16 protein-coding genes are annotated in these 19,401 nt (G+C 33.1%); 2 read left to right on the top strand and 14 right to left on the bottom strand.

Features of this window, described 5'->3' with window-relative positions; all coding sequences use genetic code 11:
* The 5 genes from B3J44_RS16490 to B3J44_RS16470 form a co-directional block, all read right to left on the bottom strand.
* Nucleotides 1-449, bottom strand: a 449-nt coding sequence (locus tag B3J44_RS16490) for a peptidase U32 family protein (protein ID WP_286969734.1), incomplete at its 3' end; no start/stop codon positions are given.
* A gap of 134 nt (nucleotides 450-583) precedes the next feature.
* Nucleotides 584-1,270: a hypothetical protein gene (locus tag B3J44_RS16485; RefSeq protein ID WP_286969733.1), complete on the bottom strand. Its 687-nt coding sequence runs from the start codon at nucleotides 1,268-1,270 to the stop codon at nucleotides 584-586.
* A gap of 206 nt (nucleotides 1,271-1,476) precedes the next feature.
* Nucleotides 1,477-1,932 carry a ferritin-like domain-containing protein gene (locus tag B3J44_RS16480; protein WP_286969732.1) on the bottom strand — a complete coding sequence of 152 codons (456 nt, stop codon included), beginning with the start codon at nucleotides 1,930-1,932 and terminating at the stop codon, nucleotides 1,477-1,479.
* 368 nt (nucleotides 1,933-2,300) lie between these two features.
* A complete protein-coding gene (locus tag B3J44_RS16475; protein WP_286969729.1) occupies nucleotides 2,301-3,491 on the bottom strand; it encodes a pyridoxal phosphate-dependent aminotransferase in 1,191 nt (396 codons plus the stop codon).
* A 76-nt stretch (nucleotides 3,492-3,567) separates the two neighbouring features.
* Nucleotides 3,568-4,665, bottom strand: a complete 1,098-nt coding sequence (locus B3J44_RS16470; protein ID WP_286969728.1) for a fatty acid desaturase family protein — start codon at nucleotides 4,663-4,665, stop codon at nucleotides 3,568-3,570.
* Nucleotides 4,666-4,772: 107 nt separating this feature from the next.
* Between B3J44_RS16470 and rsmG the strand changes: the two genes are divergently transcribed.
* Nucleotides 4,773-5,402: a 16S rRNA (guanine(527)-N(7))-methyltransferase RsmG gene (rsmG, locus tag B3J44_RS16465; protein ID WP_286969726.1), complete on the top strand. Its 630-nt coding sequence runs from the start codon at nucleotides 4,773-4,775 to the stop codon at nucleotides 5,400-5,402.
* A gap of 52 nt (nucleotides 5,403-5,454) precedes the next feature.
* Here rsmG and B3J44_RS16460 read toward each other — a convergent pair whose 3' ends face one another.
* The 7 genes from B3J44_RS16460 to map all read right to left on the bottom strand — a co-directional run bounded on the left by B3J44_RS16460 (nucleotide 5,455) and on the right by map (nucleotide 14,710).
* Nucleotides 5,455-6,186: a hypothetical protein gene (locus tag B3J44_RS16460; RefSeq protein WP_286969725.1), complete on the bottom strand. Its 732-nt coding sequence runs from the start codon at nucleotides 6,184-6,186 to the stop codon at nucleotides 5,455-5,457.
* 314 nt (nucleotides 6,187-6,500) lie between these two features.
* Nucleotides 6,501-8,126 carry an L-glutamate gamma-semialdehyde dehydrogenase gene (pruA, locus tag B3J44_RS16455; RefSeq protein ID WP_286969724.1) on the bottom strand — a complete coding sequence of 542 codons (1,626 nt, stop codon included), beginning with the start codon at nucleotides 8,124-8,126 and terminating at the stop codon, nucleotides 6,501-6,503.
* A 153-nt stretch (nucleotides 8,127-8,279) separates the two neighbouring features.
* Nucleotides 8,280-8,666, bottom strand: a complete 387-nt coding sequence (gene apaG / locus B3J44_RS16450; protein ID WP_008467225.1) for a Co2+/Mg2+ efflux protein ApaG — start codon at nucleotides 8,664-8,666, stop codon at nucleotides 8,280-8,282.
* 79 nt (nucleotides 8,667-8,745) lie between these two features.
* Nucleotides 8,746-9,999: a DUF5103 domain-containing protein gene (locus B3J44_RS16445; RefSeq protein WP_198854386.1), complete on the bottom strand. Its 1,254-nt coding sequence runs from the start codon at nucleotides 9,997-9,999 to the stop codon at nucleotides 8,746-8,748.
* A gap of 75 nt (nucleotides 10,000-10,074) precedes the next feature.
* Complete coding sequence (locus tag B3J44_RS16440; protein WP_286969721.1) at nucleotides 10,075-12,978, bottom strand: DEAD/DEAH box helicase; 2,904 nt, start codon at nucleotides 12,976-12,978, stop codon at nucleotides 10,075-10,077.
* Nucleotides 12,979-13,098: 120 nt separating this feature from the next.
* Nucleotides 13,099-13,872: a class I SAM-dependent methyltransferase gene (locus B3J44_RS16435; RefSeq protein WP_286969720.1), complete on the bottom strand. Its 774-nt coding sequence runs from the start codon at nucleotides 13,870-13,872 to the stop codon at nucleotides 13,099-13,101.
* Between the two features lie 19 nt (nucleotides 13,873-13,891).
* Nucleotides 13,892-14,710 (bottom strand): type I methionyl aminopeptidase, encoded by an 819-nt coding sequence (gene map / locus B3J44_RS16430; RefSeq protein ID WP_286969718.1) that lies wholly within the window; start codon nucleotides 14,708-14,710, stop codon nucleotides 13,892-13,894.
* A 204-nt stretch (nucleotides 14,711-14,914) separates the two neighbouring features.
* Between map and B3J44_RS16425 the strand changes: the two genes are divergently transcribed.
* On the top strand, nucleotides 14,915-16,168 hold the full coding sequence (locus B3J44_RS16425; RefSeq protein ID WP_286969717.1) for a DUF445 domain-containing protein: 1,254 nt from the start codon (nucleotides 14,915-14,917) through the stop codon (nucleotides 16,166-16,168).
* Nucleotides 16,169-16,360: 192 nt separating this feature from the next.
* On the opposite strand, the gene gpmI is transcribed toward B3J44_RS16425, so the two are convergent.
* The gene (gene gpmI, locus B3J44_RS16420; protein ID WP_286969715.1) at nucleotides 16,361-17,878 is read right to left on the bottom strand and encodes a 2,3-bisphosphoglycerate-independent phosphoglycerate mutase; all 1,518 of its coding nucleotides are present in this window, start codon (nucleotides 17,876-17,878) and stop codon (nucleotides 16,361-16,363) included.
* A gap of 140 nt (nucleotides 17,879-18,018) precedes the next feature.
* Nucleotides 18,019-19,401: DUF5916 domain-containing protein (locus B3J44_RS16415; protein WP_286969714.1), on the bottom strand; the 1,383-nt coding region annotated here is incomplete at its 5' end.

Genomic DNA, 19,401 nt, shown 5'->3' with positions numbered 1-19,401 from the left:
TATATTGTTTTAATTTGATGCAGGTTTAATTCACGTGCTAAAACCACGCGCTTAATTCCAGCATCTTTTAAGAATTTAATTTTATCTGCGTCACGATTATTAGCTTGTGTACTGGCGTGAAGTACGATAGGAGGCAAGTCCATTTCCATAATCGCCATATCTTGAATGATCAATGCATCGACACCAATGTCGTACAATTCCCAAATCATTGCACGACAAGTTTCTAATTCGTTGTCGTATAAAATGGTATTCATTACTACAAAAACCTGGGCATTAAATAAATGTGCATATTTTACTAAAGCAGCAACATCTTCAATAGAGTTGTTGGCATTAGAACGTGCACCAAATTGAGGTGCGCCAATATATACAGCATCGGCACCGCTGTTAATAGCTGCCATTCCTCCAATTAAATCTCTAGCAGGAGCTAATATTTCGATTTTCTTCTTCATTTCTAAAACTTTAGACTTTTGTGGTATTCCCGAAAAAAAGTGTGCAAAGGTCTAATAAATTATTTGAGTTTGCTAGTGATGAAGCGATTTTTTTGAAATTGTTAACTTAATATGGAATGAGGATAAACGTGAGATTATTTTTTAATATACAATTTTAAGATTTTTGTATTAGGTATAATTTCTACTATTCCACCACGGATTCCCATAAAAATGTGATTTTTATTTTCAATTATTAGAGAATTAGGATAAAGACTTTCCCAAAAGCCATTAATTTCACTTTCAATTTTCCAATTATTTATAATTATAAAATTAGAAAAAGTAGCCATGTAAATTTTGTTGTTAAAAATTTGAAAAACTTGAGGCTCATCAGGTAGATTCATGATTTTTCTGAAGCTAAATTTCTCTTCTGCATAATTCAATTCATAAACTTCTCCATAATTTGTCGATAAGTGCGCTAATCCCTCTAAAAAGTAAATTTTACCATTTAGTTTAAAAATAGAAATAATATTTCCTTCTTTAATTGTGATTTCTTTTTCGTTTGTTTTATAAATTAATTTTCCTCCCCATTCACCATGATTAGACCCGATTAAGCTTCCATTGTTAAATTTAAGTTCAGAATTCATTATTCTTGGTGTTGGAAATATTTCAATTTCATTATTTCGGAGTCTAATTGATTGATCTTTAGAGTAATTTAGTTTTAGATGTTCTTTACTGTTTTCTTTTGGGATACTGATCTGTTTGTAGTTTTTAGGCAATTGAATATTAGATTGAGCTTGAGCATTGATACAAACAAATAGAATATATAGAATTGTTTTTTTCATTGAAATTATTTTTATACACAAAAAACTTAATATATTGGAGAAGTAGATCCAGTTTCAATAGCATCACACATTTTCATAAAAATAGTTTTGGTTAGAAATTGGTTACGACTAAAATAAGATTTATTCTTTAGTTTTAGCAAAAAACAAAAAAACTGCCCAGTTATTTAAACTAAGCAGTTTTTCTAAAATAAAAAACTTCAATGATATTAATTTGCTCTCATTTTAATTTGTGATAAAGTGTTCTGAATGCTGTTTAATTGTTTTGAAACAATGAAAACCTGACTGTGTTCAAGATGGTTTTCTTCTAAAGCCATTTTGTACTTTTCGATTGCAGCTTCTTCGCCAGTAATGCAAGCGTTGATGATTGCTTTAGTGTCGCCTCCTGTAAATGACGATTTTATGTCAATCCACGTGCGGTGTAAAGCGCCTAATGGTCCTCCGCCAGAAGTATCTGTAGATTTACCAAGTTTGTTGATTTCGTCTTGTAATTCTACAATAAATAAAGCTCTTTCGCGTGCGTAATCAAGAAAATCGGCTTTCATGGCTAGATTTTCTACGTGTTCGGCAGCGTTTGTATATCCTAGTTTTCCGTCTTCAAGAATTGAAATTAATCCATTTAAAGTTTTTACGGTTTCATCTGTGTTTACATCTGTATTTGTCATGACTAATAGTTTTTTAATTAATACATTACAAAGTTGATGATTTCTAAAGCGTTATGTTTTACAGGATTATAACTGCTGTTTTACAATATTGTGGAATGGAAATTTTGAAAGTGTTTTTTTTGCTCTCGCAGATTTGGCAGATTTTTTAGATTTTTTTCTTTTTGAAAATGAATTTTCTCGTTTACCGTTTTGCGTGAGGGATAGTAGTGGAAAGCCCACAGCCAGACGAAGGAAGTGCGAGGACTTGTAACGGATAGCCCGACCCGGAGGGACACGCCCAAAATACTGACATAAAAAAAACAGCTTAAAGTATAAAAGTGATGAAACTTTTGAACCTTAAGCCGTTTTTATAAAAACTTAGAATATTGTTATGCAGTCAAAGCTTCTTTGATTCTGCGTAATGCTTCTTTTAAGATATCGTTGCTTGTTGCGTAAGAGAAACGAATACAGTTTGGATTTCCGAAAGCGTCACCAGTTACAGTTGCAACGTTAGCTTCTGCTAAAAGATACATCGAAACGTCGTTTGCATCTTTAATTTCCTGTCCTTTTAATGTTTTTCCGAAGAAAGAAGAAACGTCTGGGAATACGTAGAATGCACCTTCTGGAACGTTGATTTTTACTCCTGGAATTTCTTTTAATAATCCAACCACTAAATCTCTACGACCGTGGAAAGCCTCAACCATGTGGTTTAATACGCTTGGATCAGCATCTACTGCAGTGATTGTAGCGCGTTGAGCCACAGAATTTGCACCAGAAGTTACTTGTCCTTGAATTTTTGTACACGCTTTTGCGATGAATTCTGGCGCTCCAATATATCCAATTCTGTATCCTGTCATTGCGAATGCTTTTGCAACTCCATTTACAGTGATTGTTTTTTCTAACATTCCTGGAATAGATCCGATGCTGCAGAAAGTTCCTGAGAAATTGATGTGCTCATAAATTTCGTCTGAAACTACATAGATATTTGGGTGTTTTTCTAAAACTTTTGCCAATGCTGTTAATTCTTCTCTGCTGTAAACAGATCCAGATGGATTACACGGAGAAGAGAACCACATCATTTTTGTTTTTGGTGTGATTGCAGCTTCTAATTGTTCTGGTGTCATTTTGAAATCTGTTTCTACAGAAGTCGGAACTTCAACCGGAACTCCGCCAGAAAGTTTTACAATTTCGAAATAAGAAACCCAGTAAGGTGCTGGTAAAATAACCTCGTCACCATCGTTTAACATTACTTGTGCAATATTGTATAAAGATTGTTTTGCTCCTGTAGAAACTACGATTTGAGTTGGTTTGTACTCTAAATCATTATCTCTTTTGAATTTTCTGCAAATTGCTTCTCTTAGTTCAAGATAACCTTCTACTGGAGAATATGTGCTATAATTTTCGTCTACTGCTTTTTTTACTGCTTCTTTAATGAAGTCTGGTGTATTGAAATCAGGCTCACCTAAACTTAAACTGATAATGTCTTTTCCTTGTGCTTTTAATTCACGTGCTAAAGCAGCCATTGCTAATGTTTGCGAAGTCGCTAAGTTGTTGATTCTGTCCGAAAGAATATGATTCATTATAAAATTTTTGAATGTCCTTAATTTGCTGCGCCTATTAAGGAAGGTTAATTATTAATAGATTTTTTTTTAGTTGCTAAACCGCTAATTCTGGTTTCATTCCCAAATCGCGTAGATGCTTAAAGTGAGCAATAACAGCACTTCGCATTGTTTTGTATTCGTAATATGGCAAATCACATTCTTTTGCTGTTTCTTTTACAATTTTTGCAATTTTACCGTAATGAATATGACTGATATTTGGAAAAATATGATGTTCTATTTGATGGTTTAATCCTCCAGTATACCAATTTACAATTGCATTTTTAGGCGCAAAATTAGTTGTTGTGTATAATTGGTGAACTGCCCAAGTATTATCCATCTCTCCTAATTCATTAGGAGTTGGATTTGTAGTATGATCCACAACGTGTGCCAATTGAAATACTACGCTCAGGATTAATCCTGCGGTATAATGCATTGCGAAAAATCCAAGAAGCACTTTCCACCATGTAATTCCGATTAAGATTGGTAAAACAATCCATATTGAAACATAAATCATTTTGGTGATGATTAAAGTAGTCCAAAGAATCTTCGGGCTTTTTGGCTCGCCATAAGATAATTTTCTTTTTAAGTAGTTTCTCATTTGCTTAAAATCGGTAGTTAATGCCCAATTAAATGTCAATAAACCGTATAAGAAAACAGAGTAATAATGTTGAAAACGATGAAAACGATGCCATTCTGCATGTTCTGTAAAACGAATAATCCTTCCTGCATCTAGATCCTCATCGTGACCAGGGATATTAGTATAAGTATGATGAAGTACATTGTGTTGCACTTGCCAGTTATAAACATTTCCGGCCAAAACATAAATTGTTCCGCCCATAAATTTATTAATCCAGCTTTTTGTAGAATAAGAACCATGATTACCATCGTGCATGACATTCATTCCAACACCAGCCATTCCAATACCCATTACGATTGATAAAAGCAACATTACCCAAAAAGGCATGTTAAGCGTAAGGATTAAAAAGTACGGGGTTAAAAAAACAGCAAATAGAATAACAGCTTTTAAATGTAACTGCCAGTTTCCGGTTTTTTTTATATTATTTTCTTTAAAGTAATTGTTAACGCGAGAGTTAAGCGTTCTAAAGAACTTTAAATTGTCTTGCCGTGCAAAAGTTGGAGCAGTGTTATTCATAATTGTTTTAAATAGATTTCAAAGGTAATTATTATAAATTCTCAATTTGCAAAATTGAGTTAAATATTTCAATCGTAAAGTAGTACTTTTGTTAAAAATTTAGAGCAATGGATGAGATATTGAAATATTTTCCAAATTTGACCGATCTTCAAATCGAACAATTTCAAAAATTAGACTTTTTATACCACGATTGGAATGAAAAAATCAATGTTATTTCTCGTAAAGACATCGATTCATTATATACAAAACACATTTTACATTCCTTAGGAATTGCTAAAATCATGAAATTTGAACCTGGAGCTACTGTTCTGGACGTTGGAACAGGAGGTGGTTTTCCTGGAATTCCGTTAGCGATTCTTTTTCCTGAAACGCGTTTTTATTTGATTGATGTTATCGCAAAAAAAATAAAAGTGGTTCAAGGCGTTGTAGATGCATTAGAATTGAAGAACGTAAAAGCAGAACAAAAACGTGCTGAATTGGTAAAAGGCGATTTCGATTTTATCGTTAGTCGAGCTGTGACCAATATGCCCGATTTTGTTTCATGGATAAAAGATAAAATTAAAAAACAGAACAAGCATATTTTAAAAAATGGAATCCTGTATCTAAAAGGTGGTGACTTAACAGAAGAACTAAAAGATTTTCCAAACGCTACTTTATATGATTTGGCAGCAATATTTGAGGATGAATTTTTTGAAACTAAAAAAGTGGTGCATCTTCCTTTAAAATTTAAGCCTTAAATAAAAAGAACCCGATTAATATTTTTTAATCGGGTTCTTTTTCAATTTAAAATTAGGAAGCTTTCTTTGAAAAATTAAGAAAGGTATTTGCCTTTGGATCTAAATTGTCAATAAAATTGTGAATTGCATTTTCTGATGCTTCAACACTATATTGAAATTCCGGGTCAAAGAAAAATTCTCTCGAAATTAAAGGTTCATGTGAAGAATCATAAATAGCTTCATCACTTTCGTCCAATTTATCATTTTTATATGGATTATGATGAGAATGAGACAACTTGATAATAGTTTGCTCAAACCAATTGTCAAAATTTTTCCTTTTTGGAGTAATATGACGTGCAAGCAATGTCAATCCTACAATATCATTTTGTAAAAAGTAAGAGCCTTTTCTGTATCTGGCATCAATTATTCTGACATTCATTAATGCGATCCAAAGCGCTCCATCGACAGAGCCATTAGCAGGAATTTCAAAATCAGTATCAAACAATAAAGGATTTGTCTGTTCGCGATTATTAATAGAGCACCAAAGAGCTTCGATACGTTTTTGCGTATCATGTGTAGCTTGACTATAACCAGTAAAACGCCAATAAATCCACTCCAATAAAGCGGCAGTTAGTCCCATAGAACCTTTATGATTAATCTGCATTAAAGTGTTTTCAAGTTCTTCATTTCCTTCGACGCAATCTAAAAGTTTATTTATTTTCTTTTTTGTCCATTTATAATTAATTGGGTGGCCTATACTTTTTGATTCCATAATAACTTTTGGAACATTGTTTAAATTTCTCATGCTTATATAGTTTGTTTTATAATATCTTTTAATGTTGTTTAATGTTGTTTAATGTTGAAACAAATTTATGAGGATAAGTTTTTTTTGAACGGAACAAGAAGCTTTAAAAGTATCAAAATAAGGTATTTATGTTTTTAAAGTGTTGATTTTTAATTAAATAAGAAAAATATTACAAATAAGATTTACTGAAAAAAAACTTGAAAAATCATCACTTATCATAATCGCCATTTTGTAGAATTTTTTTTGTTACAAAAGCAAAAGCGGGAATTTCATTTGAAATTCCCGCTTTTTATATTATAAACTCTAAAAATAGATTATCCTAAGAAAGGGTATCTGTAATCTTCTGGAGTTACAAAAGTTTCTTTGATAGTTCTTGGAGAAGCCCAACGCAATAAGTTCAATGCAGAACCTGCTTTGTCGTTAGTTCCAGAAGCTCTTGCTCCACCAAATGGTTGCATTCCTACAACAGCTCCAGTTGGTTTGTCGTTAATGTAGAAGTTACCTGCAGCGTTTTGTAATTTAGTAGTAGCTACTTCAATAGCGTAACGATCTTGGCTGAAAACAGCTCCAGTTAAAGCATACTCAGAAGTAGTATCAACTAATTCTAAAGTCTCTTCCCATTTAGCATCTTCGTAAACATATATAGTGATAACTGGTCCAAATAACTCAGTTTCCATTGTAGTATATTTTGGGTTTGTTGTTACAATAACCGTTGGCTCAATGAAGTATCCAACAGATTTATCGTAATTACCACCAACGATAATTTCAGCGTCAGCATCTTTTTTAGCTTGGTCAATATAGCTAGCTAATTTATCAAAAGAACCTTCGTGAATAACTGCTGTAATGAAGTTTCCGAAATCTTCTGGAGATCCCATTTTCATAGATTTTACATCAGCTATTAATTGCTCTTTTACAGCTGGCCATAAACTTTGTGGAATATAAGCTCTAGAAGCTGCAGAACATTTTTGTCCTTGGAATTCAAATGCTCCACGAGTAATTCCTGTAGCTACTTGTTTTACGTTTGCACTTGGGTGAGCAATGATAAAATCTTTACCTCCAGTTTCACCAACGATTCTTGGATACGTTTTGTAATTGTTAATGTTTGCACCAATTTTAGCCCAAATATCTTTAAATACGTGAGTTGATCCTGTAAAGTGAACACCAGCAAAATCACGACTAGCCAAAACAGTATCTGTAATCATTAAAGCATCTCCGAAAACTACGTTGATAACGCCGTCTGGAACTCCAGCTTCTTTGAAAACATCAACGATAACTTTTGCTGAAAATACTTGGCTATCACTTGGTTTCCAAACTACAACGTTACCCATCATAGCTGCACTTGCAGGAAGGTTTGCAGCGATAGCAGTAAAGTTGAATGGAGTAATTGCGTAAACAAAACCTTCTAAAGGTCTGTATTCTAAACGATTCCAAACAGTAGAGTCTGATTTTGGTTGATCATTGTAGATTTGAGTCATGAACTCAACATTGTAACGTAAGAAGTCGATTAACTCGCAAGAAGAATCGATTTCTGCTTGGTGAATATTTTTAGACTGACCAATCATTGTAGCGGCGTTAATGCGAGCTCTGTATGGTCCAGCGATAAGTTCAGCAGCTTTTAAGAAAATAGCAGCACGTTGTTCCCATGCCATGTTTGCCCATTTTTTTCTTGCTTCAAGTGAATTTGCAATTGCTTTTTCAATATGTTGTTTTTCAGCTAAATGGTATTTTCCAACAACATGTTTGTGGTCGTGTGGAGCTGTAATGTTTCTTGTGTTTCCAGTTCTAATTTCTTCGCTTCCAATATATAAAGGAACGTCAATTTGAGAATTCCACATTGTGGTATAAGCAGCCTGAACAGCAGCTTTTTCTGGTGAGTTTGGTGCGTAGCTTTTTACAGGCTCGTTTACCGCTTTTGGTACATGAAAAAATCCTTTAAGCATGTTATTTAAAATTTGTGAATTAGACAATTTAAAGTCAGACGATTTGTTTTGTTACGAATAATCTAACGCTGCACAAAAGTACAAAGGATAAATTAATAAATTGACAATTTTATGATTAAGATAACGATAAATGCTATAGATGTAAACTATATCTTAATTTAATGCAAAAGGAGCACACATTCTAAAAGTCGGAACAATTACTTTGAATGTTTTTGTTGTAGTAAAATTGATCATGTTAAAATGACCTTTCATTGCGCCGTAAGGAGACGATAATAAACAGCCAGAACTATAAGTATGGTTTTCACCAGGTTTCAAAACTGGTTTTTTACCAATTACACCTTCACCGTCTACCACTTCCAAATCATTTAAAGAATCAAAAATTTCCCAGTGGCGAGAAGTTAATTGTACAGAGTCTTTACTATGATTTTCGATGGTAACTACGTAGCTAAAAGCAAAATGAATCTTGTAGTTCTTGAAGTATGTACCTTCAAAACTAGTCAAAACAGATATTTTTATGCCTCGTGTAATTTGAGAAACCATACTAACGCCGTATATATGTGAGTGTTATAGTGGCAAAGCTACGAAAAAAAATCGTTTAACCTAAAACCTTAACATTGTTTTAATTGACTATATTGATAGAGTTTGCATTTCCTTTTCCAATTACACGCTGATAACGATCTGTTGCTTCTTTGTAATAAACCAAGATGGTGTACTCGTTTTCAGTCTGATAAAAGTTTCCGTCAATGGCATTTTCAAAATCAATAACCCCTTTTTTGTCTGCAACGGTATATTGAAAATTAGTAAAACCCTGCTTAATCATAATAGCTTTTTCAAAAACTGCTTTATCAGTATTGTAATCCATTTTGTATTCTGGAGAAAGGCTGTAATTATTGAACATTCCTGTAATATAAATATCTTTATTCATTCTAAAAGCAGGAGCAGAAAGCGTAAAATAAACCCACGCATAATCAGCTTCAATATCGTTGTTAGATCCATTAATGTTCTTTACTACAAAGTTTCCGTTTACATCTTCATAATTAGTATAAATCTGATTTCCTCTTGCGGCATTGGTGTATAAAAATGAATTATAGATATCATTGTTCGAGCCTATTTTAGCAACATTATTACTGGCTGCGCGAATGTCTTTATTTTCAAAATATAAAAACTCATTTCCTCCCCAAAATTGAGTTTCTTTGTCATATTTGTAAATAAGCTGATTGCCAATGGTGTATTGAGGAACAATGTTTTTTATCTCAGTTTGAAAGTTTCCATTTTGCAATAAAAGCACTTTTACATTCTGCAATGGAGTCTGAAAAGCAATATCATTTGATAAAATTGTAAATTCTAGATTCTGCTTGTAATCAATATTACTCAGATTACGGCTTCTTTTTACTTGAACGCCAACGGTACAATGATTTTCATATAAAATAAATTTTCTTGAGAAAACGAGTTCCCGATCTTCATTTAAAATCCGAAGCATATAATTTCCCGAAAGGCGTATTTGTTGTGTAAACTGATTGGGAAAAGTTAGCCTGTAATGAGTATATACTTGAAGTGTATTAAACGAATTAGAAAAGTCTGTAATTCTCTGATTATCCATGCCAACAACGTAGTCTGTTTTTGGAATAGCTGTTGGAATCCAATTGTAATCGCAATGAATGATTTCAAAATAATAATTGGCTTCATTGCCAAACAAATCATCAAATTGAAATGAAAATCCAGAACCCAATTCGAAAATTGGCGGAACATTACTTCCATTTTGAATAAAAGAAACCGTTTTAATATTATAAGGAGGATCAATTTCTTTTTCTTGAGCTTTCGCTAAAGTGAAAATAAAAAGGAAAATAAAGCTTGTATATAAAAATTTTGGCATCGTATTTTGTTGTAAGATTTGTAAATATAACAATTTTATACAACGAAAAAGATGCCAATCTATTGGGTTTAACAATTACGAGCCTAAAATGTATTCTAAGTTACCCTCGATTTCATCGTTAATGTAACTTTCTTCCAAAAGAGAATCTGATAATAGCTTTTTATTTTCTTGAAGTTTGATGATTTTTTCCTCAACTGTGTTTTTCGAAATAAATCGAACAACGTTAACTTTATTCATCTGTCCAATTCTATGCGCACGTCCAACGCCTTGTTTTTCTGCGAAAGGATTCCACCAAGGATCCAAGAATAAAACGTAAGAAGCTTTCGTAATATTTAAACCAACTCCACCTGCTTTTAATGAAATAAAGAACAATAACGGATTTTCTTTTTCTTGAAACATCTTCACCTGCTGTTCTCTTTTATCTGTTGGCGTTTCACCAGTGATTTCGCAGAATTCAATTTTGTTTTGCTTACACCAATCGGTATAAAAATTCAAATTGGTAACAAACGAACTAAAGATGATTACCTTTTGTTTTGCTTTTACCAAGTTTTCTAGATAATTAGTAACAGCAATAAATTTTCCAGAATCAATTTCAGAATCTGCATCAACCATTTTTGGGTGATTACTTAACTGACGCAATTTCATCAACGTATTAATAATGCTGATTTTATCAGGAGATCCATCCGTTTTAAGTAAGAAATTACGAGCTTTAGATTTTTCTTTTTCGTATAATTTTTCCTGTTCAGGATCCATGTCGCAGTAATAAATCTGCTCTGTTAATTCTGGTAAATCTTTTAAAACCTGTTCTTTTGTTCGTCTTAAAATATAAGGTTGAATGAGGTTTTTTAATTCTGATAAAACTTCTTCATTCTGTTTTTTCTCAATCGGATTTTTGAAATTTTCCATGAAGAAGGCATAAGTTCCCAAAATATCAGGATTGATAAACTGCATTTGTGACCATAAATCGTCAAGCGAATTTTCGATCGGTGTTCCACTTAAAGCAATTTTATGGCCCGTACTGATTTTATTTATAGCTTTAAAAATCTTAGAATTTTTGTTTTTGATGTATTGGCTTTCGTCCAAAATCAGATAACGGAAATCGTACTTTTCTAAAATTGAAATATCACGATGAATAATGCTGTAACTTGTAAAAATCAAGTCGGTCGAATTGATTCTGCTTGCTAAAGATTTTCTTTCGTTACCAACATATTGCATTTTCGAAAAGTGAGGCGTGAATTTTCCAGCTTCATTAAACCAGTTAAAAACCAAAGAAGAAGGAAGAACAATTAGAGCTTTTAATGGTTCTCTTTCTACAGTTGTTTCGTTCGAAAACAAATCAAAATTGGTGGTTTTGGTTGTAAAACCTAATTGCTCTTGTACTGAAACCAAAACAGATAAAGTCTGCAATGTTTTACCGAGTCCCATATCGTCGGCTAAACAAGCTCCCATGTTAGAATTGAAGTGCCCTAAAAGCCATTTTACACCCTCAATTTGATAAGGTCGTAGAGTTGCTTTTATCAAGTCTGAAGCAGTAAATTCGGCCTGATGAATTTGATCTAAATCATTGTCAATTTCTGAAATTCCGTCTAAAGCTGTAAAATTGCTTTTGCGTAACAAAAGAACTCCATTTTCTGTTTTGGCCAATTTCGCCAAAGAACCATATTTACTAAACCATTCTAGCGGAATCAAAAAGTAGTTTCCGTCAGGCAAAGGGAAAAGCCTTTCTTTGCTTTTTATATTCGGAATTATTTCGCTGAAATTAATCTTATAATTTCCAATTGTGATGATGATTTTAATATCAAACCAATCCCCAGTTGTTTCTTTAGAAGCAGAAATACTATGGTTTTCAGTGATAATTTCTTTGCTTTCCAGTTTTAAGTTTTCAATGTTAAAGCCTAGATCTTTCAGTTTTTCTTTATTGTCAATTATCAATTGAATGTTGATATAAGGATCTGAATTTTCAGCATCAGAATTTAATCCAAATAATTCATTTTTGATTTTTTCTAAACCAACTTCGAATAGTTTTTCTGCATATGAATTTTCATCAGCGCTTCGTTTAAACTGAATGATTCGAGGTTCATTGGCAACGCTGAAATCTACAAATGAATGTGTTTTTTTTGTTTTGCTTCCATCAAAAATATATCCGTTATAATCAAAATAAAGATTGAGATAATAACAGTTTTTAAAGAAATCAAAAACAGGCTGAATCGTACAAGAAGCGATTTGGTCACGAAGTTCAATTTCAAAACCATTGGCATCAATGTCAATTTTTTTAGCTATTTCGGGAATGAAATTCTTAAAGTAATCATCAACCAGTTTTGAAGGAATCTCTATTGATTTTTTCTTTAAAAATGGAGTCAGTTTTTTACCGTTTAGCTCTTTTAATTGTCCTAGTTTTTTATTGACAATCAGCCAGCCAGGTTCATCAGAAAGAATATCTACTTTATTGTCCATTGGCAAAAATGTAGTCTCGTTTTCTTTTAAAGAAAGGGTATAAGTGATTCCTTCTGAATGTTTATCGAACTGAATTTGAGGTTCAAAATCTAATGGATCGATGCTGACTCTTGAACGATAAAAATCTTTTTCTGGTCCTAAATCAATAGACAGCGGATATTGCTCTTGAACAATTAAACTGTAAAACGGACTTAAATTAATTTTTAAATGCTGGCGAATAGCAAAATCAATTTTAGAATCTTTCTGCAAATCGGCAATTGTTTTAGCTGATTTTACTTTTGCGCTAAATTTTTTAAATACAAATTCAGGTTTTAAAGATTCGCAAATAGTAAGAATCTTTTTTGAATTGTGATCTAAAGTTTCATAATCAACACCAAAACTCTCCAGCACACCTTTGGTTGCTTTTTTGTCGAGATATTTGATTTCGCTTGTGTTTTCGACAATATACGCTGTTGGGATATAGGCGTTCAGATTTTTTTCAAAACTGATGTCAAAACAGAACTGAAAGGATTTTGTAGGTTCCAAGGTTTAGGGATTTGGTTAGGCTTGTATTTTAAGATTGGGCAAAAAAAAGAAAGAGTTTTCAAAATATCAATAATTTGAAAACTCTTTTTAATGAACTTATATCACTTATATGGTGAAAAATTAGTTTTCCTGTTTAAAGCAAAGCGGAATAATTTCGCCCTTTGCTAAACAGTATTTTTCAACCAATTCTGGTGCAATTTTATTGGTGTAATCTTCTTCGATAACAATAAAACCAATGCTTCTTAATTTGTCAAAATAATCGCGTCCGTAAACACGAACATGATCGTATTGTCCGAAGATTTTAGCGCGTTCTTTTTGATCTGTAATAGAATCATCTGCAAATGTAACTTCACGAGATAAATCCTGAGGAATCTGCAAAATTGCCATTCCGCCAGGCTTTAAAACTCTGAATAATTCCTGCATTGCTTTTGTGTCATCCGGAATATGTTCTAAAACGTGATTGCATAAAATAACGTCATATTCGTTGTCTTTGAAAGGTAAATTGCAGATATCTGCTTTTACATCTGCCAAAGGAGAAAGTAAATCGGTTGTTGTATAATCAAGGTTTTTTTGCTTACGGAATCTTTTATAAAAAGCTTGTTCTGGAGCAAAATGCAATACTTTTTTTGGCGCTGTAAAAAAATCAGTTTGATCATTCAAATACAACCAAAGCAAACGGTGTCTTTCTAAAGAAAGTGTACTTGGCGAAAGTACATTGTTACGTTGTTTTCCGTATCCGTAAGGCAAAAACGATTTAAAGCTTTTTCCGTCAATAGGATCTGTAAATTTATCTCCTTTTAAAGAGAAAGCTAAAATTGGACGCGCCACATAACTCAAACGAATTAATAATGGGCGCGGAATTGTATTAAGTACGAATTTAAAAAGTTTTTTCACTGGTTTGATTCGGGTTGTATTATAATACTAATGGAACTTGTCTGAATTCGTCTTCTTCGTTGCTTTCGATTCCTAAAGCTTTGTAGATGTATTGGAAAGTAGATAATAACTCAGGTTTTCCGTCAACCAAAGCTACATCGTGCTCAAAATGCGCACTAGGTTTGCCGTCAGCAGTCAAGATTGTCCAGCCGTCTTTTAGTTGTTTAATGTTTCTAGTTCCCATGTTGATCATTGGTTCGATTGCTACGACCATTCCTTCAACAAAAAGCTTTCCGCGTCCTCGTTTTCCATAATTTGGCATTTCTGGTTCTTCGTGCATTTTTTGTCCGACACCATGTCCAACCAATTCGCGAACTACTCCGTAACCGTGAGCTTCGGTATATTTTTGAATCGCATTTCCAACATCTTCTACGCGATTTCCAGCTTTAAATTCTCTAATTCCAACGTAAAGAGATTCTTTGGTAACACGTAAGAGTTTTTTAACTTCTGGTGCAACTTCTCCAATTTCGAAACTGTACGCATGATCTCCGTGGTAACCATTTTTGAAAGCGCCACAATCAACCGAAATAACATCACCATTTTTTAGAGGAACATTATTAGGAATACCGTGAACAACCTGAGCGTTTGGGCTCATGCAAAGCGAATTCGGGAAATCGTACAATCCAAGGAAACTTGGAACTGCACCGTGATCACGAATAAATTCTTCGGCTAATTTGTCAAGATATAATGTGGTTACTCCTTCTTTAATTTCAGAAGCAATCATTCCTAATGTTTTTGATACGATTAAAGCACTTTCGCGCATTAATTCGATTTCTTCTCTAGTTTTCTGGATAATCATATTTTTCCCATTTTCAGTTGGCAAAAGTACAATTTTTATCTCATTTTTTGCGCAAAATTTTTAGCCACGAATTTCGCGAATTTGCACAAATGATTTAGTCAAAGAATTTACGGTAAAAGCAATTGGTGAAAATTGGAGGAATTCGTGGCAAAACTAATATCTCCAAAAAAAAGCAGTAAATTAGTAATACAAACGCTTATAATTATGGAAACTATTATAGATCGAGATATTGCCAAAGTAAAAGCTCTTAAGAAAATGAAGAGAAATGCTTTGGGACTTTTGGGTATTGCAGTGCTGTTGTTTTTAATTGCTATTTATTTTAAAATTCCGATGCTGCAGGCTTTTAGCGAAGCGGCTATGGTGGGCGGAATTGCCGATTGGTTTGCTGTTGTGGCATTATTTCGACATCCGATGGGAATTCCGATTTGGCATACGGCAATTATTCCTACCAAGAAAAATGAAATAGGAGAGAATCTTGGAAATTTCGTTTCTGAGGAATTTCTGGATCGAGAAAAAATGGAAATTAAACTGGATGAATTTAATTTTGCGGTGAAAGCTTCAGATTGGATTTCGCACGAAGAAAATGCTAATAAAATAGCAAATGTTGTTACAGTGAATGTTATTCCTGGAATCTTACGAACGATTAAAGATGAAGATGTAAAAAGATTTATTCAGGTTCAATTTAAGGAAAAAATAGAAGGAATTAATTTCGGAAATTGGGTTGCTGTTGCTTTAGAACCTTTGCAAAAAGGAGAATTGAAAAATCAGATGCTGACGAATCTTCTCGAAGTTATGAGCACTGAATTGACTAATAATAAAGATTTAATTAGACAAAAAGTAAAAGCTTCGACTCCGCTTCTAAGTTTTGGACTGGCAGATAAAAGCATTACTGAAGGTGTTTTTAATGGCTTGCAAGATTTTTTAAATGAAGCCAAAAAGCCAGAAAGTGCAGTTCGTTTAAAGATTGATGAATACATTTTTAATTTCTTAGAAAAGGTAAAGAATTCAGAAGAAATGAGAATTAAAATTAATGATATCATTTTGGGTTTTGTCGGAAAAAAAGAAGTTCAAGATTACATCAACGGAATTTGGGACGAAATTAAATTATCCATTATAAACGATTTGAGCAAAGGCGACGATTCTTCTATTAAAAATAGCATCGCAGGATTAATTCAGACTTTTGGAAATGGAATTAAAGAAGATGTAATAATGATTGATAAGATCAATAATTTTATAAAAAATGATTTATTGTCAATTCTTTTAAATAACAAAAAAGTGATTGGAGATTTAATTTCTTCAACTGTAAAAAGTTGGGACGGAAAAGAAGTTTCTGAAAAACTAGAATTAGAAATAGGAAAAGATCTTCAATATATCAGAATCAATGGAACTTTAGTTGGTGGTGTTATTGGACTTGTGATTTATGGAGTTGAGCAATTGTATCATTATTTTATTGTTTAAAATTATCTAGAAGTACACGCAGTTTTGTCATTTCGACGAAGGAGAAATCTCCGTAAGTAACTCCGCTGCGAGAAGATAATCTTTGTAGAGCTACTCGTGGAGATTTCTCCTTCGTCGAAATGACAAGAATGCTTAAAAGCAAAAGGGACTAATTTTAAAATTAGTCCCTTTTTTATATTGAAAATTAATTTTCTATAATAATGAATGACAAGTCATAGCATTTGGTTGCTGAACTCCCATTAATTCTAAAATTGTTGGAGCAATATCACCTAAAACACCATCTTGAATACTTTTAAGTTGTTTGTCAACTAAAATAATCGGCACTGGGTTTGTTGTGTGAGCTGTATTTGGAGATCCGTCAGGATTGATCATTGTTTCGCAGTTTCCGTGATCTGCAATTACGATTGTAGTGTAATCGTTAGCAAGAGCAGCATCGATAACTTTTTTCGCGCAAGCGTCAACCGCTTCACAAGCTTTAATCGCAGCTTCCATAATTCCTGTATGGCCAACCATGTCACCATTTGCGAAGTTTAAACAAACGAAATCAACTTCACCTTTGTTTAATTCAGGAACAAGAGCATCAGCCAGTTCGTAAGCGCTCATTTCTGGTTGTAAATCGTAAGTCGCTACTTTTGGAGAGTTTCTTAATATTCTAGATTCGCCTTCAAAAGGAGTTTCCCTTCCTCCAGAGAAGAAGAAAGTTACGTGAGGATATTTCTCTGTTTCAGCAATTCTGATTTGTTTTTTACCAGCTTTTTCTAAAACCTCACCAAGAGTTTCGGTAATATTATCTTTATTGTAAACTACTTTTACGTTTTGGTACGTTTCGTCGTAGTTTGTCAATGTTACATAATATAGGTTTAGTTTGTGCATATTTTGTTCGTGGAAATCCTGTTGCGAAAGCGCCTCAGTAAGTTCACGACCTCTGTCTGTTCTAAAATTAAAGAAGATCACAACATCACCTTCTACAATAGTTGCAAGAGGTTTTGCATTAGCATCAACCATAACAACTGGTTCGATGAATTCGTCAGTAACGTCTTTTTCATAGCTTTCCAAAACACTAGAAACGGGATTTGTTGATGGAGTTCCAACGCCGTTTACTACAAGATCGTAAGCTAATTTTACACGTTCCCATCTTTTATCACGGTCCATTGCATAGTAACGACCAATGATAGAAGCGATTTTTACAGGAGTATCTTTAATATAATCTTCAAGATCATGAATATATTTTGCTCCAGATTTAGGGTCAACATCGCGGCCGTCTGTAAAAGCGTGAATGTAAACTTGATCCAAACCATATTCTTGAGAAGCATCGATTAATCCGCGAAGGTGTGAAGTATGTGAGTGAACACCACCATCCGAAACTAATCCTAAAAAGTGTACTTTTTTATTGTTGTCTTTAGCGTAAGTAAAAGCATCAATCAAAACTTGCTCTTTTGCTAATGTTTTATGCTCTACAGCTAAATTTATTTTGGCTAAATCTTGGTATACAATTCTTCCTGCACCCAGATTCATGTGTCCAACTTCGCTATTTCCCATTTGTCCTTCTGGCAAACCAACATTTAGTCCGTCAGTTCTAAGTTGTGCACTTGGGTAGTTTTTATAAAGACTGTTTATAAAAGGAACATTTGCATTGTCTATTGCAGATACTTTAGGGTCAGGAGATTTTCCCCAACCATCTAAAATCATAAGGATAACTTTTTTGTTCATTACTTTTTGTTTTCTACAAAGATAAGTCATTTCTAAAAATAGGTAAGAAACGATTGTTACATTTATGTTTAATAAAATGAAGCTCGATAAAAAATATTAATTTAATCGCAGAAGCCTTTATTTTTTAAAATTAATTCACGCTAAGCTCTTTTTCTGACTTTATTTTTGACGGCGTTGTAGTCAATAAAATATTTTACACTAATAGAAAAAATATGTTTTAGAGCATCATTATTTAATAATCCTGCAACATTATGTCTGTAGTCTTTATCAATAACTCGTTCAAAATTAGCAGCATTATTTCGGTACAAAGCAGAAAGCTGACTCCCTGGGGCAAACCACCAAGAATAAGATAAATCGGCATTCCAAGAATAAAAACTTGAATTTTTATTGTTGGTATACTGCGGATAGGGATTAAGATCTCCATTTGAATCTAAAATTAGAATGTCTTTATTATCGGCATAAGACCAATATTGACGGACAGCTAAATTTATTGTCATGGCACTGTTTACAGCATATTTGCCTCCTAAAGTATTAGAATAAGTGATAACATTTCTATTTGCAAAAATAATATCGTTTGGAGTTGTTGCATTATTGTCGCTATCAATTTGATCGATATAACCTTTATTGTTGTTTTTTCTAATATAACTAAAGAAGTAGTTTAGCAAAAGCTTATCGCTGAAACGATATCTCGGACCAATATCAAAACCATATGTAAGACGATCAGATTGGTCAAATACATTAAAAGTGCCATTTAAATCTATTGCAAACTTATGATTGTAATTGGTAGAAATGCTTCCCCAAGTGTCTATTCTTCTCGGAATTGCAACATATCTGTTCGCCGCACGCGGTTCATAATAATCGTAAGTTTCTAACGGATAAAAAGTAATTCCGGTTCCGTAATAGTTGTTTTTTACAGTTGTAAGGTTTAAATTAGCATTGACGCTATTATCCTGTAGTTTTCCAGATTCTTTATTGAATTCGGTATACATATTATAATTAATCCTAAAAGTATTAAAACGTTTCGTCGGATTTAGGATTCTATAATTGGCATTTCCGTAAAAATTATAATAATTAGTGTAGAAATTAATACCCAAATCATTCGGATCGTAATCTTTTGTAACAAAATCTGAGCCTATGCTATATCTGTAGTTGCCACTCGTTTCAGCCAAACCAATTGTAGAATAAACCCCGTTTTTGTCTTGAATATCGTTTATCATGCTGTATTTAACATTTCCATATAAGCTATAGGTATTTGCTTTGGTGTTTAAGTCCCAAGCTAAACCAGTGACATTTGCATCTTTAGCGTGGCTATTTCGAGTTACATTAGTATTGATAAAAGTAACCGACGAGTTTTTTCTAAAACGCTGGTCCAAAACCAATACATTATAATTCGTAAGCGGTTCAACGATTACTTGTCTCGTTTCGCCACTTTCTGTATTTTTTATAGTAGCAAAAGTTTTTTCCGTCACAGCATTTAGAACTCCAATTCCGAGTCCGTCTTTTGTTCTTCCTGATAATTTTAG

Origin of the sequence: Flavobacterium sp. UBA4854, from assembly GCF_002399805.1 — a bacterium.
GTDB lineage: Bacteria > Bacteroidota > Bacteroidia > Flavobacteriales > Flavobacteriaceae > Flavobacterium > Flavobacterium ginsengisoli.
This window is presented reverse-complemented; position numbering and strand designations above follow the sequence as displayed.